The sequence below is a fragment of the Pyxidicoccus trucidator genome (genome assembly GCF_010894435.1).
Classification (GTDB): Bacteria; Myxococcota; Myxococcia; order Myxococcales; family Myxococcaceae; genus Myxococcus; species Myxococcus trucidator.
In genome coordinates this window covers 13,008-34,417 of sequence record NZ_JAAIXZ010000022.1, presented here as the reverse complement: position 1 = coordinate 34,417, position 21,410 = coordinate 13,008, and the positions used below count along the sequence as shown (strand labels likewise).

The window sequence follows — 21,410 nt, the reverse complement described above, 5'->3', positions numbered from 1 at the left end:
GGACGGTGCCATTTCCGGCCGGGAGCTCAGCCGAGGAGCACGGAGCGCATCGACAGCGAGCCGAGGTCGAAGCCGCTCACCGGGAAGCGCACCGCATCGCGGTCATTGGCGGCGCCCGCGACGTACAGCAGCGGCAGGAAGTGGTCGAGGCTCGGGTGCGACAGCCGACCGGCGTCGGTCTCGATGACGCGCGCCAGGAAGGCGCCGTCGTGCTGTTCGAAGGCCCTGGCCACGTCCTGGTCGAAGCTCTCGGCCCACGGCGGGGTGGTGACATCACCGGAGCGCATGCTCGTGAAGGCGTGCCGCAGGTTGTGCGTCACGTTGCCGCTGCCCATGACCAGCACGCCCTCGTCCCGCAGCCCCGCGAGCGCGCGCCCCAGCGCCAGGTGCTCGGAGGGTGCGAGGCGCGCGTCGATGCTGAGCTGCACGACGGGCACATCCGCCTTGGGACGCAGGTGGTGGAGCACGGTCCACGTGCCGTGGTCCAGGCCCCAGTCGTTCTGGACCGACGCGCGAGAGGCCCCGAGGAGCTTCACCACCCGCTGCGCGAGCTCCACGCTGCCGGGGGCCGGGTACTGCATCTCGTAGAGCGGGCGAGGAAAGCCGCCGAAGTCGTGGATGGTGGGCGGCCGCTCATTCCCGGTGAGGAAGGTGCCGGGAAGGAACCAGTGGGCGGAGATGGAGAGGATGGCCCTGGGCTTGGGAAGCTGGCTGGCGAGCGCATGGAAGCCCTGGGTCCAGGTGTTGTCCTCGATGGCGTTCATCGGGGAGCCGTGCCCGATGAAGAGCGCCGGCAGGCGGGGTTCGGAAGTCTGGGACATGGGGGACGTTCCCTCCTGGGACGGACGCTCGGCACGAGCCGCGTCGCGGCAGCCCGGCAATGGCAAGGCCGTAGCGACGCCGAGTGCGGCGGCCTTGAGCACGCTGCGTCGATCAGGTCGATACGAGGACATGGACAAAGCATGCGCGGCGGGCCGTCGTTCCACTAGAGCCCCTCCGAGCAAATCACTGTTCCCCCCATGGAACAGCGGGCCGTAACGGTTGCCACGCCACGCCATGTGCTGCACACTCAACACCTATTGCCGTCGCCGTTCATTCGGCACGACATGACATGGCCGAGGCTCCGACAGTTCCCGTAAGACCGGGAGCGACGAGGGCCTCTCTCCCTCCCTCTCTCCTGAGTGCTCTTCCGAACGATGCCGCTACTTGCCTTGCTGGTCATTCCCCTGGTCGCCGGTGCCATCGCGGCGCTGCTGCCCACGAGTGCCCGGAACCGCGCGGCGGCGCTCGGGGGCCTCGCGGCCGTGGCGGGGCTCGTGGGGGTGGCGCTCCACTTCCCGGAGGTCCGGGAGGGAGGTCTGCTCGTCGAACGCGTCGCGTGGGTGCCCTCCCTGGGGCTCGACCTCGTGCTGCGGCTCGACGGCCTCTCGTGGACCTTCTGCGTGCTCGTGCTCGGCATCGGCGCGCTGGTGATGCTGTACGCGCGGTACTACCTCTCGGCGTCGGACTCCGCGCCGAGGTTCTTCGCCTTCCTCCTGGCCTTCATGGGCTCGATGCTGGGCGTGGTCCTCTCGGGGAACCTGCTGCAGCTGGCCTTCTTCTGGGAGCTGACCTCCCTCTTCTCGTTCCTGCTCATCGGCTATTGGAACCAGCGCAAGGACGCCCAGCGCGGGGCCCGGATGGCCCTCACCGTCACCGGGATGGGCGGCCTGTGTCTCATCGCGGGGCTGCTCGTGCTCGGCCAGATGGCGGGCAGCTACGAGCTGGACGTCGTCCTCGGGCGCGCGCGGGAGCTCAAGGAGCACTCCCTCTACCCGGTGGCGTTGGTGCTCATCCTCATGGGCGCGTTCACCAAGAGCGCCCAGTTCCCCTTCCACTTCTGGCTCCCGAACGCGATGGCGGCGCCGACGCCGGTGTCGGCGTATCTGCACTCGGCGACCATGGTGAAGCTGGGCGTGTTCCTGCTGGCGCGGCTGTGGCCGGCGCTGTCGGGAACGGAGACCTGGTTCTGGCTCGTCGGGTCCGCGGGGCTCGTCACGCTGCTGTTCGGCGCGTGGGCGGCGCTGTTCCAGCGCGACCTGAAGGGGCTGCTCGCCTACTCCACCATCTCGCACCTGGGGTTGGTGGTGCTGCTGCTCGGGCTCAACAGCCCGCTCGCCGCGGTGGCGGCGGTGTTCCACCTCATGAACCATGCGACGTTCAAGGCGTCGCTGTTCATGGCGGTGGGCATCATCGACCATGAGACGGGGACGCGAGACATCCAGAGGCTGTCCGGGCTCTTCCGCCTGATGCCCATCACCGGGACGCTCGCGGTCGTCGCCACGGCGGCCATGGCGGGAGTCCCGCTGCTCAATGGCTTCTTGTCGAAGGAGATGTTCTTCGCGGAGACCGTCTTCATCGACGCCATTCCCCTCGTCCAGTGGGGCCTGCCAATCGCGGCGACCCTGGCGGGCGTGGGGAGCGTCGCCTACTCGCTCCGATTCTCTGCGAAGGTGTTCTTCGGGCCCGCGAGCGCCCGGGACACTCCGCGCGTCCCGGAGGAGCCGCCCAAGTGGATGCGCGTCCCCGTCGAGGTGCTGGTCCTCATCTGCCTCGTGGTGGGCATCGCACCCGCCGTGTCCATCGGCCCCGTCCTCGAGGCCGCCTCCCTGCAGGTCGTGGGCGGACCGCTTCCGTCGTACAGCCTCAAGCTTTGGCATGGGTTCACGCCTCCGCTCCTCATGAGCGCGCTGGCGCTCTGCGGCGGCGGCCTGCTGTACCTGGGGCTTCGGCGGCGGGAGGCAGGACGGGTGCGCCGCGGCGAACGCCGGGTGAAGAGGTTCGGAGGGGCGAGGATCTTCACGGTCCTGCTGGCGCGGCTCACCGCGGCGAGCGGGTGGACCCGCCACTGGCTGCTCACCGCGGGACTCCAGCAGCAGCTGCTGGCGATGGTGGTGGTCACCCTGCTCGTGGGCGGACTGACGCTGTGGGGCAACATCGGCACCGGGGAGCGTCCGCAGGTGCCCCTCTCGCCGACGTTCGTCGCGCTGTGGGCGGTCGGCGGCGTCGCGGCGGTGGGAGCTGCCTGGCAGGCCAAGTTCCACCGGCTCGCCGCGCTGATGCTCTCGGGGACCGCGGGCGCGGTGAGCTGTGTCACGTTCATCTGGTTCTCCGCGCCGGACCTCGCGCTCACCCAGCTCACCGTTGAAGTGGTGACGACGTTGCTCATCCTGCTCGGGCTCCGGTGGCTGCCGCCGAGAGAGCCGGCCCGAGGCGTCTACGACAAGCACACCTTGAGGACAGCCAGGGTCCGGCGCGTCCGCGACTTCGCCGTGGCGGTGGGCGCCGGTGGAGGCATGGCGATTCTGGCCTACGCGGTGATGACGCGAGACTTCCCCGAGCGCACCTCCTTCTTCCTCCAACACGCGCTGAGCGGCGGAGGCGGGCGGAACGTGGTGAACGTGATGCTGGTGGACTTCCGCGGGTTCGACACCTTCGGGGAAGGCGTGGTGCTGGCGCTCGTCGCGCTCACCGTCTATGCGCTCCTGCGCCGCTTCCGGCCAGCGACCGAGGTGATGACGCTTCCACCGCAGCAGCAGGTGCTCCCGGCGGACCTTCAGACGGACCTGGTGAACCCGCGCCAGGCGCGAGACACCGCCGTGGGGTACCTGATGGTCCCCGCGGTGCTGATCCGGCTGCTCCTGCCCGTGTCGGGAGTCGTGGCGGCGTTCTTCTTCGTGCGTGGGCACAACGCGCCAGGCGGCGGCTTCGTCGCGGGGCTGGTGATGTCGGTGGGCTTCCTGCTGCAGTACCTCGTGTCCGGAACCGAGTGGGTCGAGGAGCGACTGCGGCTCGCGCCGCGCACGCTGATCGCCGTCGGCCTCCTGTTGGTGCTCGGCACGGCCGTGGGGTCCTTCGTGGTGGGCTACCCGCTGCTCACCTCGCACACCTTCCATGTGAAGGCGCCGGTGCTGGGCGAAGTCCACCTCGGAAGCGCGACGTTCTTCGACCTGGGAGTGTTCTGCCTCGTGCTCGGCTCCACGCTGTTCATCCTCGTGGCGCTCGCGCACCAGTCGATTCGCGCCCACCGGGCCACGGGAGGTGAGTGATGGAGACGGTGCTCGCTATCGCCATCGGCATCCTGACGGGCTCCGGCGTCTGGCTCCTGCTGCGGCCCCGCACGTTCCAGCTGGTCATCGGCCTGTCGCTCCTGGCCTACGCGGTCAACCTCTTCATCTTCAGCATTGGCGGCCTGGCCATCGACAAGGAGCCCATCCTCGTCGACGGCGTCCCGCCGAACCTCGAGCACTACACCGACCCGGTGCCGCAGGCGCTCGTGCTGACGGCCATCGTCATCAGCTTCGCGATGACGGCGCTCCTCCTGGTCATCATCCTCGCCTCGCGGGGGATGACGGGGACGGACCACGTGGACGGTACCGAGCCATGAGCGCGCTCATCCAAGGCCTGATGCCCCACCTGCTGGTGGCGCCCATCCTCCTGCCCATGCTGACCGCGGCGGCGCAGCTCCTCCTGGGCGAGGGGCGGCGCCCCGCCAAGCTGCTGATGGGAATGGTCTCCGCGCTCCTGGGACTCGCCGTCTCGGTCATTTTGCTCGTGTGGGTGGAGGAAAACGGCGTCGTTGCCTACCTGCCCGGCAACTGGCGCGCGCCCTTCGGGATTGCCCTCGCGGTGGACCGCCTCTCGGCCGCGATGCTGGTGCTGACGTGGACGCTGGGGACGTGTGCCCTCTCCTTCGCCTCGGCGCGCTGGCACCGCGCGGGCGTTCACTTCCACCCCATGTTCCAGCTGCAGCTCATGGGGCTGTCCGGCGCGTTCCTCACGGCGGACGTCTTCAACCTCTTCGTCTTCTTCGAAATCCTGCTCGCCGCCTCGTATGGCCTGCTGTTGCATGGCTCCGGAAAGCCACGGGTCCGCGCGGGAGTGCACTACGTGGCCGTCAACCTCGCCGCCTCGTCGCTCTTCCTCATCGGCGTGTCGATGATTTATGGCGTCACGGGGACGCTCAACATGGCGGAGCTCTCCGCGCGCCTGTCCGGGGAGGCCGTGCCCAATCGGCACCTCATCGACGCGGGAGCGGCCATCCTCGCGGTGGCGTTCATGGCCAAGGCGGCGGCCTGGCCGCTCAACTTCTGGCTCGTCCCCGCCTACGCGTCGGCGACGCCCCCCGTTGCCGCGGTGTTCGCCATCCTCACGAAGGTCGGCATCTACGCGATGGTGCGGCTCTGGACGCTGATGTTCGCCGGGGGGCCGCTGGCGGGCTTCGGTGCGAACGCGCTGCTCGCGTTTGGAAGCATCACCACGCTGCTCGCGGCCCTGGGAATGCTCGCCACGCATCGGCTGGCGGACCAGGCCGCGGCGGGGGTGGTGGTCTCCGCCGGGACACTCCTGGCGGCGCTGGGCCTGGGTGAGCAGACCGTCCTCGGTGGCGCGGTGTTCTACCTGGCGGGCTCCACGCTCGCGGCCAGCGCGTTCTTCCTCCTCGTGGACCTCGTCGAGCGCTGGCGCGCGGGGGCCACTGTCGTGGACGAAGCCCCGTTCCTGAGCGCGACGCTCGAAGCCCAGGACGTCAACCTGGACGACGAGGAGGCGCCGCTCGTCGCGGTGCCGTTCCCCGCCTCCACCGCCCTGTTGGGCCTGGCGTTCGTCGCGTGCGCGCTGCTCGTCTCCGGCCTGCCGCCGCTGCCGACCTTCATCGGCAAGCTCGGCATGTTGTCGGCGGCGCTCGCGGTGCGTGAAGGCAGCGGGGCGGTGCCCACACGCGCGTGGCTGTTCGTCGGGGTGCTGTTGGGCTCCGGCCTGCTCACCCTCATCGCGCTCACGCGGACGGGCATCCGGACCTTCTGGTCTGGCATGCAGCGCGAGGCGCCTCGGGTCCGGGCGGCGGAAGGGCTGCCCGTGGTAGCGCTCCTCGCCGCGTGCGGAGCGCTGACGCTCGCGGCCGGGCCGGTGATGGAGTACGCGCTCGCGACGGCGCAGTCCCTGTATGACCGCCATGGGTACATCGACGCGGTCCTCGGCGCGCCGGTGCGGCTGCCGGCCACGGCGACGGAGGTGAGGCGATGAGGCGGCTCCTGCCCTCCCCCGTGCTGTCGGTGGCGCTGCTGCTGCTCTGGATATTGCTCATGCAGTCGGTGAGTGCGGGGACGCTGGTGCTCGGCGCCGTGCTGGCGGTGTTCTGGCCCGCGGTGACCGCCAGACTCCGGCCCGCGCAGGTGCGGTTGCGCAAGCCCCTCGTCATGGTGCGCCTGCTCGGCCGGGTCATCCTCGAGATGTTGCGGTCGAACGGCCAGGTGGCGCGGGCCATTCTCACGCAGCGCTCGAGCAACATCCGCTCCGGCTTCGTCCTCGTGCCGCTCGAGCTGAAGGACCCGAACGGCCTGGCCGTGCTGGCGATGATTGTCACCTTCACTCCGGGCACGGCCTGGGCGCAGCTGTCGGCGGACAATCGCGTCCTGTTGTTGCACGTGCTCGCCATCCAGAGCGAGGCGGACCTGGTGGCGCTCATCCAGCAGCGCTTCGAGCGTCCGCTCAAGGAGATCTTCGAATGAGCCCCCTGCTCTCCTGGGCGCTGGCCTTCGCGCTGGGCTGTCTCGCCCTGGCCATGGCGCTGTCGCTGGCACGGATGATTCTCGGTCCCAGGGCGGAGGACCGCGTCGTGGCGTTCGACTGCCTGTACATGAACACGATGCTGGTCGTCCTGACGCTGGGGCTCATCTACCGCAGCAGCTCCTACTTCGAGGCGGCGCTCCTGATTGCCCTCTTCGGCTTCGTGGGCTCGACGGCGATGGCCAAGTTCCTGCTGCGCGGGGAGGTCATCGAATGAGCGGGACGACGCCTCCATGGGTGGATGCACTGACCGCGCTGCTCGTGGTCCTCGGCGCGCTGGCGGCACTCATCGGCTCCTTCGGAGTGCTGCGCCTGCGCACCTTCTTCCAGCGCGTCCACGCGCCCACCCTGGTGACCACGCTGGGCGTCTGGAGCCTCACGCTCGCGACGGTGGCGCAGCTCTCCTTCGAGCACGGACAGCTCTACGTCCACTCGCTGCTCATCGGGGTGTTCATCGCGCTCACCGCGCCGGTCACCACCATCTTCCTGATGCGCGCCGCGGTGTTCAGGGCGCGCATGCGAGGCGTGGAGATTCCGATGCCCGGGGACCCCCCGTCGGTAGATGACGCCACGCGGGGGCCCGCCGGAGTCGACCCGGGACACTGAAGCCGCGTCGTCTCGCCTGCCTCCCTCGCAGCCGGGGGATCAGGCGGGCAGCGGACGGTGGGACACTCGTAGATGCTCGCCGTGCCCCGGTGTCTGGCCCTCGCCGTCAGCGCTCCGCAGCCCGAGACTGGGGCACAAGCCGCACCTCCCGGGCGCTACGCCGTCAAGCTCAAGGTCGAGGAGGCGGAGGGGACCCAGGTCCTGCCGGCGGGAGCGCGCGGACACGCCGCCATCTACACCCAGTCGCTCCACCCGGTGTGCTACCGCGTCGGGCAATTCGATCTGCGCATGTTGCTCCAGCCGAACCTGCTCGCGGATTCCGTGCGCGTCCTGCTCTTGCGCATGCGGAGCGAGCAGCTGAGTCAGCGGATCAACCTCCACCTCGCGCTGGCTGAGGCTCCTCGATAGGTGATGGCCTTCGTGGAGCACCTGCGCGAACCATGGCCCGCCGAGTCGTAGGTCCAGGGCCGTCCCATGGGTAGAACGATGCTTCTCATTGTCACCGGCCAATAGACAAAGGGGGTCGGCCACATCATGAGCATCGACACGGGCGAGCCACTCCCAACACGCTCTGCCGAAAGGACTCGCCATGATGAACATTCGACCCTCCGAAGCACGCGGCCATGCGAACCACGGCTGGCTGGCCCCCACCACACGTTCTCGTTCGCGATCTACCCCGCCCCCGAAAACAGGGGGCCGAGCCCTGCGCGTCAGCAACGAGGACCGCGTGGTGCCCGGCAAGGGCTTCGACACTCACTCGCACCGCGACATGGAAATCATCACCTACCCGCTGAGCGGCGCGATTGCCCACCGCGACAGCGCGGGCGGACGCAAGGTGCTGCGCGGGCGAGGTGCAACGAATGAACGGCGTGGCGTTGAAGACAGGGGACGGAGTGGCCATCTCAGACGAGTCGCTGCTGATACTCTCCGCCTCCGTGCCGACCGAGGCCCTGCTGTTCGACCTCGCCTGACCCAAGCCCACTCCCGTGTGCTACCCGTAGGTTACGGGACGATCCGTTGGCAGTGCGCCGTACCGCTCCGCCCAATGACCAAGCAGGCAACATGGTGGGCGGGCTGATTCTCGCCTTCCTGCGGCAATCCGTACGGACTGGCGCTCGTGACGGCCACCTGGCACGTGTCTCGCGCCACGGTGTACCGGCACCGGACCCGCCGGCGGACTGCAGCCCCTGCTTCAGCCCGGCGAGGCCCCAAGATGGCGCTGACGGACGAGGCACTGCTGCAGGCCATCCGCGGCGTGCTGGCCGCCTGTCCTTGAGCCGCAGGACCTCATCGTCCGCTGGCTCCGACTCGCGGCTCTTGGGGTCGGCCTCGGAGCCCGACGTCTTCGACGACGGCCCGGTGTGCACCCGGGGCTTCTGGGGCCTGTACACGGTACATCCCCTGCCCGGACTCACTCTCAGCCGAAGAGCACGGAGTGCATCGACAGCGAGCCGCGGTCGATGCCACTCACCTCAACGCAGATCGCGTCTCGGTCATTGGCCCAGCGCGAGTTGCTCGGAGGGTGCGAGCCGCGCGTCGATGCTGAGCCGCACGACGGGCACAGTCGAAAATGGAGGTCAGAAAGCGGGTGTCGCCGAGTTTGGGCAGCGCGTCGTGGAAGCAAGCGGCTACCGCATCGGTGTTGCCGACGCGGCCATTGAATCACCCGCAGTGAACCGATATAAAGCCCTGCAAAACCGGTATAGGGCCGACAGGCTCATGGGTGCGGAATACCGGTGAGGCGGTCTTGTTAGGACTTCTAAGCAATTTTTCAACAGGGAGAATTGAGATGGACAAGCTGACACGAGACGCGGCGACCGCCCGCGTGCGCGAATTTTACGATGGCCCGGCGGACACCATCTACAAGACGACCTGGGGTGAGAACCTGCACCTGGGGTTGCCACGCGCGGCAGGTGACTCGCAGCAACGCGCCATGATCCATACTACCGAACGAATGGCGGCAGCTGTTCGCCTGGACGCGAGTACCTCGGTGTTGGACTTGGGCAGCGGCTACGGCGGACCCGCTCGTCAGCTTGCGGAGCACTCCGGCTGCCGCGTCGTTGGAGTGAACCTGAGCCGAGTGGAAATTGCCGAGGCCGAGCGCCAGACACAGACGTCCAAGGCACGGGACCGCATCAGCTACGTGCATGGCGACTTTCATGAACTCCCGTTCGATGCGGAAGCTTTCGACATTGTCTGGAGCCAGGACTCACTGATGTATGGAGCAGATAAGCCACGCATCCTGCGCGAAGCGTACCGTGTGCTCAAGCCCGGAGGAGTCTTTGACTTCACCGACATACTTGCGAACCATGGGCTGTCGGCAGATCAGCGCGAGCGGCTCTACGCACGCGTTCGGACTCCCGAAATGTGGGACGTAAACCGCTACGCCCAGGAGCTGATCGCCGCAGGTTTCACGCTACACCGCATCGAAGACTGGTCAGAGCACGTGGCGGCAAGTTATGCAGCCGCGCGAGCCCAGACGATCGCAAATCAGAATGAACTCACCGAGCAGGTGGGAGATGAGCTCGTCAAGCGGACCCTCGACGGCCTCGCATTCTGGGTCGACATGGCGCAGCGCGGAAACGTCGGCTGGGCGCTGTTCGTTGCCAAGAAGCCCTCAGGAAAGCACCAAGGCGAATAGCTCGACCAGAACGCCTGCCGGGGAGCGGACATAGCCGATGTTCAGTCTGCGCCCCGCAATCCGCACCTCACTGATGCTCGTTCGGAACGTGGCCTCGGGGAAGCGTTTGTATGCAGACGCGCACGAGCTGCACAGAAGGGCAATCTCAGAAATGCCCGCCATGTCGGTGAAGTGAGGAACGGCATAGGGGACGGCGTAGAGAAGAATGTATCGCGGTCCGGCGGGGGGCACGCATGGGTCGTGACGCAGCACGACCAGAGCTTCATCAGCATGGACGCTCTTGAAGCCAAGACGCCCCCAGAAAGCGTGCTCTGCGGCAATGTCCTCCACGGGGACGACCACGGCGTTCAGCGCCCGGTAGCCATTCGTCAGTGAAACCAGTTCGCCAAATGAGAATCCTTGACGCGCTTTCGGAGAAAGCTCCCGAAGGGTCGCTTTGACTGCCTCAATGCTGTGCTCGGGAGCAAACTCCCAGGGAATCAAGGCTCCGCGCTTCGGCGTAACGACCGGGTACTCGATGAGTTCGATGTCCAGGCTCTCTTTCCTGGCGTGCAAAGAGATGGCGAAGGTGGGCTGACGAATGATCGAGACTTCATCCAGGCAGGCCAATGTTGGGATGTCGCGCTGGACGTGTGTCTCTTGATAGGTGAGGTTCAACTGCCCATGCGCCGTCGCGAGCGATTCGACCGTGATGCCGATATGGTGGAGTCTAAAGATCATCGTGCGTTGTAGTGAGATTACAACGCGGCGGGCAACCTCGAAACCCATCACATGAGTCTCGGCCCCACCGCAAGCGTGCGCCACCTGAGGGGCAGAATGGCATAGGTCAGAACGGAACCCCGTGCCCGGCTCCGAACGGGCTGCACCAGCGGCTATTGACACGTCTGATAGGTTACTTTAGAAAGACGCGACTTTCTGAGAGCGCAGATTTCACGGACTCAAGCACCCTGCGCTCAATCGCAAACGGCACCCGACTGCTTTTGACGCACCGTGCTGCGCCGTCTGTAGATTCTGCACATTTCCAGCATCACTGCTCCACGACACTGGGCTTCTCTAAAGAGAGAATGAGAAGAAGATGAGTGAGGAGGTACGGAAGCTGAAGGTTGCCTTCGCGACTGGCGACACCGGATCTTTCGACCCGGTAAGCCACTCGCTCATCGCAGAGAGCCCAGGGGGCATTGCCCGCCACCGCATGGCTTTCGGTGGTATATGATCTGGGTCAGGTCGGCCTGCCCGGTCGGAATTCGTATCGCCGCGCGGCTCGTCAATTTGACAGACGTGTACCTCTCCGCCCCGCGCGCACGGGTCGCCGAAGCGCGGGCGGCGCTCATCTCCCTGCTTGGCCACGACCCGGGTGAGCGTCTTCAGGTCCAACACGAGGGCCTCGCGCCCCTGCGCGCCGGTCCGGGTGGGTCTTCGCTCGATGAAATCTGGCACGTGACGTATCTGGGCATGAACGACAGGGACGACCTTGTCGAGCACGCCCGCGGTGCCGGAGTCACCTACAGGCACTTCGAGCTGGAGCCCGTGGCGGCAGGGCCCGACGCGCTCGCACCGAATGCGTTCTCCATTCTTCTCCAGGCCCTGGACGAAACGCTCCAGGAGGTACGTTCCCGGGAGCCGGGTTACTTCGGACAGCGTGCGCTTCAGAGCACGCTTCCAGCAACCGTGCGCTTTCTGAGCGCATCGAGCGCGGCAAACGCGATTCTCGCGCTGCGCTCCGCCCCCCCCGGCCGATACCGCATCACGGCTTCCGCGAACAGCGGCCCCCCCAGCCTGGGCGAGCTGATTGGCGGCGCCTACGGTGTTGACCTGCGTCTCGGGGCCGCGCCGTCCGCCCTCTCGGCTGTAGATGGCCTCTTCGAGCTCAGGACGGAAGCGGCCCGGAACGCCCTTGTCGCGGCGCAATCCGGAGCCGGCGCGGCAGCCGCGGGGCACGTCCAGGTCGCGGACGTCGCCACCTCCGCTGAGCTCGCGGACCTCGTCTCCGCCTGGCATCGCCACCACTCCGGCGCGCACGACGCCGAGCGGGCACGCCTCACCGGCCTCCCAGGGGTGCCGCATCTTGGCGTGTCGCGCGGAGGGAGCACGACCTTTCAAGTCTTCGGCGAGACGGGCCCGTACGTCGTCATCGTCAACGCCATTGCGCAAGACCGAGGCTACTGGCTGCGCTTCATCGACCAGCTGGCTCGGGACCATCGCGTGGTCATCTGGCAGCTGAGGTCCCTCCGCGAAGATGGCCAGACCGCGATGCTCGACGACCATGTCCAGGAGCTCGCGGCCATCATCGACGAGGCGACGGACGGGCCGGTGCACCTCATCGGGTGGTGCACCGGGCCAAAGCTGTGTGCGCGGTACTACCTCGAACATCCGCACAGCGTCGCGTCGATGGTCTTCCTCGCGGGGAACTACCGTCCCTTCGGTGATTCAAGCCTCGACACTACCTACGAGCGCGCGCTGGAGAAGGTCTTCCAGCTGCTGAGCCGGTCGCCAAGCATGGCCCCGCTTGTGCGAACCACGATCCTCGACTCCTTGAACGCCGGGCGCACCCAGTCGGATCAGCGGTCGGACTTCGGAGCGGAAGTCCTCGGGCGCATTGATCCAAGCCTCATGCCATACATCATGGCGCCGTACACCACCAACGAGTCGACCCTCCAGTACGCGAAGCAGATCCGTGAGTTCTGGAAGTGCTCCATCGAGACGGATGTACGCGAGATCCGGGCCCCAGTCCTCGTGATCGGCGCGGAGCTCGACCGGATAGTCTCGTCCAGGCACGGGCTGAGGGTCGCGAACACCCTCCCCAACGCGCGCTTCCTCGAGCTTCCAGGCGCTACCCACTACTGCATGCACGACCGGCCGGGAGAGCTCGCCTCCATCATCGGCCGCTTCATCGGTGAGCAGACCTCGGACCGGCCCGCGCCCGCTGCCCCAAAGACTGCCTCCTGTGGAGCCCGGCCGTGAGCGCCCCCGAACAGCGTGAGGGGCACCTGAGACCGCGGGACGTGACGGGCGGCGCGCCACCTGCTCGATGGCGCGCCCCTGACCCATGGCGGCCGGAGCCTGCGCGCTGACCTCGCCAGGCTTCGACGCGAGCAGCCACGAATTCGTCACGGTGGAGCGAAGAGCTCGAACTATCGCGGGTGACGCCCGCCCGGGAGCGTCTGCATGCATAAGCTTGGTTTGCGCGGTCGGAAGTTCTTTCTCACGCCGGTGTGCCTGGTGCCGAACGGCCGTGCACACCTGGGCCATGTCGCGGGTCCGCTGCTGAAGATGGACGTCCTGCGCCGGCACCTGCAACGCGCGGGCGCCGACGTCAAGATGATCTCCCTCTCGGACGTGCACGAGGCCCACGTCCTCATCAAGGCCTATGTGGAGAGCTCGACTCCGGCCACGGTCGCCAACCGCTTCCATGAGCAGATCACGCAAGACCTGGCGGCGCTCGGCATCGAATACGACGACCTGATCAACCCGCTGGACCGTGAGTGGGCCGGTGTCTACGAGACGGTCAACCGCGACTTCCTGAACGGCATCATCCGGGCCGGCAACGCGGCGGTCCGCTCCGAGCCACTGCCCATCCTCGCGGAGACGGGCGGCGCGCCGGCATCGGAGGGGGCGTGGCGGCCGGGGGTCGGTGACCCGATCGTGAGCGGCTGGCTCAAGGGCCGCTGTCTCTACTGTGAGCAGCCGCTCGTCGGCTTCTTCTGCGAGTCGTGCGGCGGCCACTTCTCGCCGTCGCAGATGCGGAGCCCGGGCACGGCCTACTTCCCCGGCACCCTGCGCTTCGAGGACCGCTCCTCGCTCTTCCTGGACCTGCGGAAGGGCTCGCCGGCCATCCTCGAGCACCTGGAGCAGGCGCATGTCCGCCGTGACTTCATCGAAATCGCCAGGCGGTATCTCGACGCGAACGGCCCCTCCATCCGCTTGACGGTCCCCAGCCCCTGGGGAATCCCGTTCGAGCATCCCGAGGTCTCGAAGGGCCAGGCCATCTTCTCGTATTCGGCGCTGCTGATTGGCTGTCACTTCGTCGCGGGAGAGCGGTACCGGCAGCTCACGGGCTCGGACCGCAACCCGCTGGCCCGGGACTCGGACGTGACGTGCGTCCTCTCGTTCGGAATCGACAACACCGTGCCGTTCCTGGTCGGCGCCGTTGGCTGCGCTCTCGGCCAGGAGATGTACAAGCCGATGGACCACTTCCTGGTCAACTACTTCTATGACCTCGACGGGAGCAAGTTCTCCACCAGCCGGGGCCATGTCATCTGGGCGGGTGACATCGTCACCCTCGGCGGCGCCGAGGTGGACCTCGTGCGAGCCTACCTCTGCCTGCGCAACCCCGAGTTCGGACGCCTCACGTTCCGGGCCGACGAGTTCCTCCAGTTCCACAACGAGCTCGGCGCCCGCATGGCTGCGGTCACGAACGAGGCCCTCCGCATGGCTGTCGGCGCGACAGCCTGGGACGCAGGTGTCATGCGCTACCTGGAGACCGAGCTCGGCATCCAGTCCTCCTTCCTGACCCCCGCGACCTTCGACCTCGCCGGTGCGTTCTCGTGCGTCGAGCGCTGGCTGCAACGGACCCCGGCACTCCACATCACCGCGGATGCGGCCTCCGCCTGGCTGTACGGCTTCGCCCTCCTCGCCTACCCCATCCTGCCCAAGGCGGCGCAGCGGGTGTGGCACGCACTGGGCCTGCCAGGCACCCCCTCGCTGGAGCAGTCCGAGCGGGGCGTCGTGAAGCCCGAGACCGCGAGCACCGGGACCTACCGGACCCTGACCCGTGCCGAGCTGAATGCGTGTCTTCCCGCATCGCTGAGGAGATAGGTGTGAAACATCCCGATGCTGGCGGACCCATGTTCTCGGATCCCACGGAAGTGTTCGGTGAAGTCGAGGCGGAAGCCCGAGGCCTCCGCTACGGAGCGATGGTCTTCACCGTGAAGCCGGGCGGCGCCACCTCGCCGCACCAGCACGCGAGCGAGGAGACCTGGCTGGTCCAGGAGGGCCTCGGGAGGGCGATGGTCAGCGGCCAGGACATCGGGCTGATCCCCGGGACCCGGCTCACCGTGCCGGCGGGTGCGCTGCACTCGATTACGAACACCTCGACCGGGGACCTCACGGTCATCTCGTTCTGGTGGCGGGAGGTGGTCCATGGTGGATGACCTCAACCCAGATGTCCTCGTGGTTGGCGGCGGCCTCATCGGCCTGGCCACGGCCGCGACCCTGCTGGAGCGCGCCCCGGGCACGTCCGTCACGGTCCTCGAGCGGGACGTGATCGGACGGGGCGCTTCCAGGCACTCTGGAGCGATCGACATCCCCTACTTCCGGACCGCCCTCCACCGTCAGCTGGTCGAGACCAGCTGGGCCTGGCACGAGGCCCGCGGCGCGCAGGCGACCGCGTACCGCCGCCAGGTTCCAATGACCTGGTATGTCGACCCCGGAGCCGACCTGCAGTCCCACGTCGCGACACCCCTGGCGCGCGGCGCCCCCGGAGCCCCGCCCGGCTGGCGTTCACCGGACGGGGTACGCGAGCTCGTCGGCGACGCCTTCGTCATCGACCCCGAAGCGTGGTGCCATGTGCTCGCGCAAGAAGTGACGCGCTCGGGCCGGGGGCAGGTGGTGGAGCACACGACGGCTGTCGCGCTCGACGAGCGCCCTCGGGGGGCTACGGTGACGTGCGCGGACGGCCGGAGCTATTCCGCCGGACATGTCGTGCTGACCCTGGGCCCGTGGTTCCCGGGTTGGAGCGAGCGGACCCGGGAATGGTCCGCCGCCCGGGGCCTGCGGACCAAGCGGGTCTTCGGCTTGAACATCGAAGTCGACGCGAGCCTGCGCGCCAATGCCGCGGTGGGCTGGCCGGGCGCGGACATCTACTTCCACCCGGCGCATGCCGGCGGCGGGTACCGCTTGAGCCTCCGTCACGACGAGTGGGACGTGGCCCCGGACGCGCCTCATGCGATGGCCGACATCGTGCTCGAGCGCGCCAGCGGCTTCCTTGACCCGCTGCTCGGCAAGGGGCACTGGTCCGTCTCGGGGCACCGGGTCTTCGTGGATACCTATACGCCCGAGTTCGAGCCCGTCATCGCGCCCTGCATGGCGCTTGGGGGCCGCGTCACCCTGGCGACGGGAACGCATGGCTCGGGAATCCGGTTGGCTCCGGGCATCGCGGAGCTCACGGCACGCACGGTGCTCTCCAGCCTGGAACAGACACGGGGTGTCGCATGAGGCGGCCAGAACCATTCGAAGCAGAGGCGGCTCACGACACCAACTTCTACGGCGCCGAGGACGGCTCGGCCATGGTGATGCGTGTCGCGAACTTCCCCAACGAGGTGTTCTCGCTCCTGCAGCTCGAGGCCCTGGTCGCGTTCAACGCAATCCAGCGCTATCGCCGCGATGCCCTCGTGGAGCTTGGGTGCTTTGACGGGCGCACCCTCGAGGTCTCGCGCTCGGCCAGTGTCCGGTACCTCGGCGTGGATCTGGACCCCGAGGCGATCTCCAATCTCCAGGCGAGGATCGTCGCCGAGGGACTCGAGGGACGGGCCAACGCGGTGGCCGCCAACGCACTCGACCTCCAGCAGTGGCGGCATCAAGTCCCCGGGGAGCGCCTGCTCATCCACCTCCCCTTCAACTTCCTGGGGGGGTTCCGCGACCCGGCCGAGCTGCTCCGGCAGCTCGGCAGCGTGCCCAACGCGCTGCTGCTCGTCTCCGTCTTCAATACCAGCGAATACTCGACCTACATCCGGCAGCGCTACTACGCCGCCTGCGGTGTCGAGCCCTTGACGATCACCCATGGAGCGCGAGGGGGAGTGACCTTCACCGGCCGGAGGCACTTCTTCTCGCAGGGCTTCACCGCCGACATGCTCAGCGACCTCTTCGAGGAGTGCGGCATGGAATTGCTCTGGCAGATGACCAATCGGCTTGGCACGTGCGTCGTGGCCATGCCCCACCGGCCGAAGGAGGAACCCCGATGAGCGTATCGACCGATGTGCGCCTTGCGCGCGATGAGGCGGAGGTCCGCAAGTGCTTCAAGGCGTTCAAGGAGCTGAGGCCGCACCTCAAGTCGGAAGAGGACTTCGTCGAGCGCTGGCGCGCCCAGACCGGTGAAGGCTACCGGCTCGTGTACATCCAGGACGGAGACGCCGTTCCGGCGGCGGCTGGCTATCGCTTCCTGCGCACGATGGCCTGGGGCCACATCCTCTACATCGACGATCTCGTGGCCGTGGCCTCGCGCCACCGTACGGGGCTTGGCTCCGCCATCCTGCGGCACCTCCAGGAGGAGGCGCGGCGGCTGGGGTGCGACGCCGTCCACCTCGACACCGGCTATCAGCGGCACCTCGCCCACCGGGCCTACCTGCGCAATGGCTTCCGGCTCGACTGCCACCACCTGGCCTGGGACGTCACCCGGTGACAGCGCCGAGCCAGTCCAGCACGGACCTTGTGGTGGTCGGCGCCGGCCCGAAGGCCGTCGCCATCGCCGCGAAGGTGCACGTACTCAATGAGCTCGGGTACGGGCCTTTGAGGGTGACGCTCGTCGAGCGGCGGGAGGTCGCGGCATCCTGGACTGGGCGGCACGGGTTCACGAGCGGACACGAGATACTCGGCACGCGGCCGGAGAAGGACGTCGGGTTCCCCTATCAGAGCACCAGCCGCCTGGGGGCCGGAGGCCAGGAGATCGACGCGGCAATGACGCGGTTCTCCTGGCAGAGCTATCTGGTGCACATCGGCGAGTATCGGCGGTGGATCGACACGGGCGCCTCCTTCCCCACGCACCGTGAGTTCTCGAAGTATATGGCCTGGGCCCTCTCACGGGCGGTCAACGGGGTGGAGCTGCGGCTGGCCACCGTCACGGACGTCCGGCTGGACATCCGCGGGTGGCTGCTGCGGTGCGAGACGGCGGCGGGAGCGCGGGACACCCTGCTCGCCGAGCGGGGCCTCGTCTTGACGGGACCGGGCCTGCCGAGGTCGCTGCCCTACACGAAGGACGTCGCCCACCGCGTCATCACCCCGACCATGACGCAGGCCGAGCTTGCTGCCATCTACCTGGCGCCTGGCAGCAGGGTGTGCATCGTCGGGTGCGGCGAGAGCGCGGTGTCCCTCGCGCTGTCGCTGATCCACAAGTACGGAGAGGACCTGGAGCTGACGTTCGTGGCTCCGTCTCTTCCGTACTCGCGGGCGGAGTCGTTCCTGGAGAACTCGATCTATTCCGACCCGCAGCTCGTCGCCTGGGGACAACTCGCCGAGTCCCAGCGACACGAGTTCATGCGCCGGACCGACCGCGGCGTCATGTCGCCGGGAGCGCTGACCCAGCTGGCGCGGCACCGGAAGCTCTCCTTCATCGTCGGCCGGGTGCGCGAGCTCCAGCTCAGCCGTAACGGCCTGGCGAATGTCGTCGTGGAGCAACCGGACGAGGTGGTGCGCCAGGAGTTCGATGCCGTGGCGATATGCACGGGAGCGTGCCCGCTCAGCGCGCTCGTGCGGCTGCTCGGCGACTGCCGCCACCTCGTGGAGGCCCGCGTGGGGTGCTCGCTGACGGATGAGGCATCCGTCATGCGCCAGCTGGACTCCACGCTCGCGCTGCGCGGCCTGGTTCCGCGCCTCCAGTTGCCGGCGCTCGCTGGACTGGCCCATGGGCCTGGGCTGGCCAACCTCAGCTGCCTGGGGAACCTCAGCGATCACATCCTGGCGGCCTACCTGCCCTGTCCGCTGGCCCAAGATGGCCGGACCGCGACGGGACGTTCCCTCCCCCAACCTCCTCGACAAGGAGCGCAGGCCATCCGATGACGAACCTCTTCGACATCTACGCGAAGCTGGCGGAGCAGCAGCCCGAGCGGCCAGCGTTGATCTTCCAGCGAGAGCCTCACGTCGGTGCATCCTGGACGTGGTCCCAGCTCGTGGAGCGCAGCGAGCAGCTGAGCAGACGGCTCTCGGCGGCGGGCTTGTCTGAAGGAAGGCTCTGGGCCGTGGTGCTGGCGGACCACCCGGACATGCTCCCCCTCCTGCTGGCGGTATGGCGCCTCAAGGCCGCCGCCCTCCTGGTGGACAGCGCATGGGGTGAGCGCCTGCGTGACTCCGTCCTCGGGCACAGTGAGCCGGAGGCGATTGTCTCGCTGCAGCCGGAGCTGTCCGTTTCGCGGCTGAACGGGGCCAGGACGCACGAGCCACGCCAGGGCATGCCCGAAGACGCGGCGTTGCTGTCCTACACCTCGGGCAGCACGGGCGATCCCAAGGCAATCGTCATGACCCATACCCGGCTGTCGACCACGATGTACGCGGCGGCGGCGGCCGTGGTCCGGCACCGCGGCGAGGCGCCCGCCCGCGTCGCGTGCAGCATGCGTCTGTCTGGCTCCGGGGTCCTCAACCTCCACTACACCTGGGCCGTCTGCGCCGACGCGGCGGTGGTCGTCCTCCCGGAGCTGGAGCTCAAGACGGCGCGTGACTACTGGCGCAGGGTCGAAGAGAACGAGATCGACCAGACGTTCCTGGTGCCACACCTCATCGAGCTGCTCAACCATGCCGCGGCACCGAGGCCGGGCACGCGGGCGCCGCCGATCTGCATCACCGGGAGCTCGCCGCTCTCGCAGCGTACCCAGGACCGGTTCCAGCGGCGCTTCAACGTCGGGCTGCTCAACGCCTTCGGGCTCACCGAGACGATGTGCGCCGCCTTCTTCGGCGAGTACGACGAGCTCGGGATGGGTCGGAACTCCATCGGGCAGCCCGCCTTGCTGAAGGCCCGGCTGCGCGACGCCTCGGGAAGGGTCGTCGAGGGTCCCGGCGAAGGCGAGCTCGAGCTGTCCGGCCCCACCCTCTTCGACGGCTACTTCCGCAATCCTGGCGCCACTGCGGCGGCGTTCGTGGGCTCGTGGTTCCGAACCGGCGACACCATGAGGCGGGATGAGCGGGGCAGGTATTGGGTCATGGGGCGGCTGAAGGACGTCGTGATGAAGGGCGGCTTCTCCGTCTACCTCATCGAGATCGAGGAAGCGGCGCTTGACGTGCCTGGAGTCCAGGAGGCCGCGGCCGTGCCCATCCAACTTCCCGATGGTAGCGAAGACCTTGGCCTGCTCGTGCGGCTGCTGCCCGGGACCGCGAGCGACCCGGCCGCGCTGAGCAGCGGCCTGCGGACCCGGCTCGGAGCGGTGCGGACTCCGCGCCGCATCATCGAAATCACCCATCCACTGCCTCGCACCGGGCAGGAGAAGCTGGACCGCCGGCGCGTGCTCGAGATGTGGCGGGCCTTCGCGGACCAGGCCCCCAGCGACCCAGCGAGGGTCGCATGACCGACATGACCTCCAACCACGGCGCCGCTTCCGAGCCCCTCACCGAAGGTGAGTTCATCGCGCGCGCGCAACGTTTCCTGACGGGGCTGGGTGTGGACCCGACGGCGCTGGACCCGGACACCAACCTCGTCGACACCAGGGTCCTCGACTCCCTTCTCCTCCTCGCGTTCCTCGCCTTCGTCGAGGAGCAGCGGGGCTACGAGGCCGAGCCGAAGCCCGAGGACCTGGTCGCCATTCGCACGCTCCGCACGGCCTACTCGCTCGTGCACTCGCGGGGGCCGCACGACAGCCTGGAGCGGACTGACCGTGAGCCCTGAGATCACACGGGCCATGGCGCTGCTGCCGACGCTCGACTATGGCGATCCCCGAGCGGTTCGCAGCAAGATGAACCGCTGGATCAAGCTCTCGGCCTCCGCGGGCCTCTGGAGGCCGGAGGAGCCCGGGGTCGCGGTGAGAGACCGCGTGGCGAGTGCCGGTGTCCCGGTCCGTACCTATGTCCCGCGGGAGCGGCGCGAGCCTTCGCCCGCAATCGTCTACTTCCACGGGGGCGCGTTCGCCATCGGGGACCTCGACTTCGAGCACCCGCGCTGTCTGGAGATGGCGAAGTCGACGGGCGCTGTCGTCATCTCCGTGGACTACCGCCTGGCCCCCGAGAATCCGTTTCCCGCCGGCCTGGACGACTGTTACGCGGCATTCACGTGGACGACCGAGGTCGCCGCTGAGCTGGGAATCGATGTGGCGCGTGTGGCCGTCGCCGGGGCGAGCGCAGGGGGTGCCCTCGCCGCGGCCGTCACCCTGCTGGCGAGAGATCGGGGAGGGCCGAGGCCTGCATTCCAGCTGCTGCTCTACCCGGTGACCGACGACCGCATGGTGACTCCATCGATGTCGACGTTCATCGACACGCCTGGCTGGAACCGCAGGAATTCGGAGCACATGTGGTCTCACTACCTGGGCAGCCAGCGGGGGCGCGACGTGCCGTCGCCGTATGCGGCGCCGATGCGGGCGACCGACCTCCGAGGCCTGCCGCCAGCGTACGTCATGACGGCGGAGATCGATGCACTCCGGGACGAAGGCATCCAGTACGCGCAGCGGCTGGTCGAGGCCGGTATTCCCACCGAGCTCCACCACTACCCCGGCACGTTCCACGGCTTCGACACCCTGGCCAATGCCGCGGTATCGCACCGCTCGCGCGCTGAGCACTACGCAGTCCTGCGCGGGGCGCTCGGGCTGCCGTAGCGGTCCCTCCGGAATGGGGCCAGCGGGAATCGCCCCGCCGCCTCGGGCCTGCCGCC

At 68.1% G+C, this 21,410-nt stretch carries 20 protein-coding genes and 1 pseudogene; 19 read left to right on the top strand and 2 right to left on the bottom strand.

Going from position 1 to position 21,410, the window contains the following annotated elements; genetic code table 11:
* Positions 1–26: 26 nt before the first annotated feature.
* Positions 27–821: a 4,5-DOPA-extradiol-dioxygenase gene (gene ygiD, locus G4D85_RS40655; protein ID WP_164019646.1), complete on the bottom strand. Its 795-nt coding sequence runs from the start codon at positions 819–821 to the stop codon at positions 27–29.
* A gap of 375 nt (positions 822–1,196) precedes the next feature.
* Here ygiD and G4D85_RS40650 point away from each other — a divergent pair, with 375 nt between their 5' ends.
* The 9 genes and pseudogenes from G4D85_RS40650 to G4D85_RS40610 all read left to right on the top strand — a co-directional run bounded on the left by G4D85_RS40650 (position 1,197) and on the right by G4D85_RS40610 (position 9,853).
* Entirely contained in the window at positions 1,197–4,088 is a 2,892-nt protein-coding gene (locus G4D85_RS40650) for a monovalent cation/H+ antiporter subunit A (protein ID WP_164019645.1), read from the top strand.
* Positions 4,088–4,426, top strand: coding sequence for a Na+/H+ antiporter subunit C (locus G4D85_RS40645; protein ID WP_164019644.1), 339 nt, complete (start codon positions 4,088–4,090; stop codon positions 4,424–4,426). The genes G4D85_RS40650 and G4D85_RS40645 overlap by 1 nt, the downstream gene beginning before the upstream one ends.
* Positions 4,423–6,063 carry a monovalent cation/H+ antiporter subunit D gene (locus G4D85_RS40640; RefSeq protein ID WP_164019643.1) on the top strand — a complete coding sequence of 547 codons (1,641 nt, stop codon included), beginning with the start codon at positions 4,423–4,425 and terminating at the stop codon, positions 6,061–6,063. Before G4D85_RS40645 ends, G4D85_RS40640 begins: the two co-directional genes overlap by 4 nt.
* Positions 6,060–6,548 (top strand): Na+/H+ antiporter subunit E, encoded by a 489-nt coding sequence (locus tag G4D85_RS40635; RefSeq protein ID WP_164019642.1) that lies wholly within the window; start codon positions 6,060–6,062, stop codon positions 6,546–6,548. Before G4D85_RS40640 ends, G4D85_RS40635 begins: the two co-directional genes overlap by 4 nt.
* Complete coding sequence (locus G4D85_RS40630; protein WP_164019641.1) at positions 6,545–6,823, top strand: K+/H+ antiporter subunit F; 279 nt, start codon at positions 6,545–6,547, stop codon at positions 6,821–6,823. The genes G4D85_RS40635 and G4D85_RS40630 overlap by 4 nt, the downstream gene beginning before the upstream one ends.
* Positions 6,820–7,212 (top strand): monovalent cation/H(+) antiporter subunit G, encoded by a 393-nt coding sequence (gene mnhG / locus G4D85_RS40625; protein WP_164019640.1) that lies wholly within the window; start codon positions 6,820–6,822, stop codon positions 7,210–7,212. Before G4D85_RS40630 ends, mnhG begins: the two co-directional genes overlap by 4 nt.
* Positions 7,213–7,284: 72 nt before the next feature.
* Positions 7,285–7,620 (top strand): hypothetical protein, encoded by a 336-nt coding sequence (locus G4D85_RS49055; RefSeq protein ID WP_205525920.1) that lies wholly within the window; start codon positions 7,285–7,287, stop codon positions 7,618–7,620.
* Between the two features lie 181 nt (positions 7,621–7,801).
* A pseudogene (locus tag G4D85_RS50915) lies at positions 7,802–8,183 on the top strand (pirin family protein).
* Between the two features lie 818 nt (positions 8,184–9,001).
* Complete coding sequence (locus G4D85_RS40610) at positions 9,002–9,853, top strand: class I SAM-dependent methyltransferase (protein WP_164019639.1); 852 nt, start codon at positions 9,002–9,004, stop codon at positions 9,851–9,853.
* Here G4D85_RS40610 and G4D85_RS40605 read toward each other — a convergent pair.
* Complete coding sequence (locus G4D85_RS40605; protein ID WP_164019638.1) at positions 9,830–10,621, bottom strand: VOC family protein; 792 nt, start codon at positions 10,619–10,621, stop codon at positions 9,830–9,832. The two genes, G4D85_RS40610 and G4D85_RS40605, sit on opposite strands and share 24 nt — an antisense overlap.
* A 441-nt stretch (positions 10,622–11,062) precedes the next feature.
* Between G4D85_RS40605 and G4D85_RS40600 the strand changes: the two genes are divergently transcribed.
* From G4D85_RS40600 to G4D85_RS40555, 10 genes are all read left to right on the top strand, one after another.
* A complete protein-coding gene (locus tag G4D85_RS40600; RefSeq protein ID WP_164019637.1) occupies positions 11,063–12,814 on the top strand; it encodes an alpha/beta fold hydrolase in 1,752 nt (583 codons plus the stop codon).
* Between the two features lie 204 nt (positions 12,815–13,018).
* Positions 13,019–14,668 (top strand): class I tRNA ligase family protein, encoded by a 1,650-nt coding sequence (locus tag G4D85_RS40595; protein ID WP_164019636.1) that lies wholly within the window; start codon positions 13,019–13,021, stop codon positions 14,666–14,668.
* A gap of 29 nt (positions 14,669–14,697) precedes the next feature.
* Positions 14,698–15,003 carry a cupin domain-containing protein gene (locus tag G4D85_RS40590; protein ID WP_164019635.1) on the top strand — a complete coding sequence of 102 codons (306 nt, stop codon included), beginning with the start codon at positions 14,698–14,700 and terminating at the stop codon, positions 15,001–15,003.
* Positions 14,993–16,066 carry an NAD(P)/FAD-dependent oxidoreductase gene (locus G4D85_RS40585; protein WP_164019634.1) on the top strand — a complete coding sequence of 358 codons (1,074 nt, stop codon included), beginning with the start codon at positions 14,993–14,995 and terminating at the stop codon, positions 16,064–16,066. The genes G4D85_RS40590 and G4D85_RS40585 overlap by 11 nt, the downstream gene beginning before the upstream one ends.
* The gene (locus G4D85_RS40580) at positions 16,063–16,812 is read left to right on the top strand and encodes a class I SAM-dependent methyltransferase (protein WP_164019633.1); all 750 of its coding nucleotides are present in this window, start codon (positions 16,063–16,065) and stop codon (positions 16,810–16,812) included. Before G4D85_RS40585 ends, G4D85_RS40580 begins: the two co-directional genes overlap by 4 nt.
* Positions 16,809–17,249, top strand: coding sequence for a GNAT family N-acetyltransferase (locus G4D85_RS40575; protein ID WP_164019632.1), 441 nt, complete (start codon positions 16,809–16,811; stop codon positions 17,247–17,249). Before G4D85_RS40580 ends, G4D85_RS40575 begins: the two co-directional genes overlap by 4 nt.
* Positions 17,250–17,524: 275 nt before the next feature.
* Complete coding sequence (locus tag G4D85_RS40570; protein WP_164019631.1) at positions 17,525–18,622, top strand: SidA/IucD/PvdA family monooxygenase; 1,098 nt, start codon at positions 17,525–17,527, stop codon at positions 18,620–18,622.
* A complete protein-coding gene (locus G4D85_RS40565) occupies positions 18,619–20,118 on the top strand; it encodes a class I adenylate-forming enzyme family protein (protein WP_164019630.1) in 1,500 nt (499 codons plus the stop codon). The genes G4D85_RS40570 and G4D85_RS40565 overlap by 4 nt, the downstream gene beginning before the upstream one ends.
* On the top strand, positions 20,115–20,435 hold the full coding sequence (locus G4D85_RS40560) for a phosphopantetheine-binding protein (RefSeq protein WP_164019629.1): 321 nt from the start codon (positions 20,115–20,117) through the stop codon (positions 20,433–20,435). Before G4D85_RS40565 ends, G4D85_RS40560 begins: the two co-directional genes overlap by 4 nt.
* Positions 20,425–21,354 carry an alpha/beta hydrolase gene (locus G4D85_RS40555; RefSeq protein WP_205525919.1) on the top strand — a complete coding sequence of 310 codons (930 nt, stop codon included), beginning with the start codon at positions 20,425–20,427 and terminating at the stop codon, positions 21,352–21,354. Before G4D85_RS40560 ends, G4D85_RS40555 begins: the two co-directional genes overlap by 11 nt.
* Positions 21,355–21,410: the final 56 nt, after the last annotated feature.

What these genes read in the sequence shown, in the direction of transcription:
- ygiD (WP_164019646.1), bottom strand. Translation starts at nt 821, where the DNA reads ATGTCCCAGACTTCCGAACCCCGCCTGCCGGCGCTCTTCATCGGGCAC.
- G4D85_RS40650 (WP_164019645.1), top strand. Translation starts at nt 1,197, where the DNA reads ATGCCGCTACTTGCCTTGCTGGTCATTCCCCTGGTCGCCGGTGCCATC.
- G4D85_RS40645 (WP_164019644.1), top strand. Translation starts at nt 4,088, where the DNA reads ATGGAGACGGTGCTCGCTATCGCCATCGGCATCCTGACGGGCTCCGGC.
- G4D85_RS40640 (WP_164019643.1), top strand. Translation starts at nt 4,423, where the DNA reads ATGAGCGCGCTCATCCAAGGCCTGATGCCCCACCTGCTGGTGGCGCCC.
- G4D85_RS40635 (WP_164019642.1), top strand. Translation starts at nt 6,060, where the DNA reads ATGAGGCGGCTCCTGCCCTCCCCCGTGCTGTCGGTGGCGCTGCTGCTG.
- G4D85_RS40630 (WP_164019641.1), top strand. Translation starts at nt 6,545, where the DNA reads ATGAGCCCCCTGCTCTCCTGGGCGCTGGCCTTCGCGCTGGGCTGTCTC.
- mnhG (WP_164019640.1), top strand. Translation starts at nt 6,820, where the DNA reads ATGAGCGGGACGACGCCTCCATGGGTGGATGCACTGACCGCGCTGCTC.
- G4D85_RS49055 (WP_205525920.1), top strand. Translation starts at nt 7,285, where the DNA reads ATGCTCGCCGTGCCCCGGTGTCTGGCCCTCGCCGTCAGCGCTCCGCAG.
- G4D85_RS40610 (WP_164019639.1), top strand. Translation starts at nt 9,002, where the DNA reads ATGGACAAGCTGACACGAGACGCGGCGACCGCCCGCGTGCGCGAATTT.
- G4D85_RS40605 (WP_164019638.1), bottom strand. Translation starts at nt 10,621, where the DNA reads ATGGGTTTCGAGGTTGCCCGCCGCGTTGTAATCTCACTACAACGCACG.
- G4D85_RS40600 (WP_164019637.1), top strand. Translation starts at nt 11,063, where the DNA reads ATGATCTGGGTCAGGTCGGCCTGCCCGGTCGGAATTCGTATCGCCGCG.
- G4D85_RS40595 (WP_164019636.1), top strand. Translation starts at nt 13,019, where the DNA reads ATGCATAAGCTTGGTTTGCGCGGTCGGAAGTTCTTTCTCACGCCGGTG.
- G4D85_RS40590 (WP_164019635.1), top strand. Translation starts at nt 14,698, where the DNA reads ATGTTCTCGGATCCCACGGAAGTGTTCGGTGAAGTCGAGGCGGAAGCC.
- G4D85_RS40585 (WP_164019634.1), top strand. Translation starts at nt 14,993, where the DNA reads ATGGTGGATGACCTCAACCCAGATGTCCTCGTGGTTGGCGGCGGCCTC.
- G4D85_RS40580 (WP_164019633.1), top strand. Translation starts at nt 16,063, where the DNA reads ATGAGGCGGCCAGAACCATTCGAAGCAGAGGCGGCTCACGACACCAAC.
- G4D85_RS40575 (WP_164019632.1), top strand. Translation starts at nt 16,809, where the DNA reads ATGAGCGTATCGACCGATGTGCGCCTTGCGCGCGATGAGGCGGAGGTC.
- G4D85_RS40570 (WP_164019631.1), top strand. Translation starts at nt 17,525, where the DNA reads ATGACGCGGTTCTCCTGGCAGAGCTATCTGGTGCACATCGGCGAGTAT.
- G4D85_RS40565 (WP_164019630.1), top strand. Translation starts at nt 18,619, where the DNA reads ATGACGAACCTCTTCGACATCTACGCGAAGCTGGCGGAGCAGCAGCCC.
- G4D85_RS40560 (WP_164019629.1), top strand. Translation starts at nt 20,115, where the DNA reads ATGACCGACATGACCTCCAACCACGGCGCCGCTTCCGAGCCCCTCACC.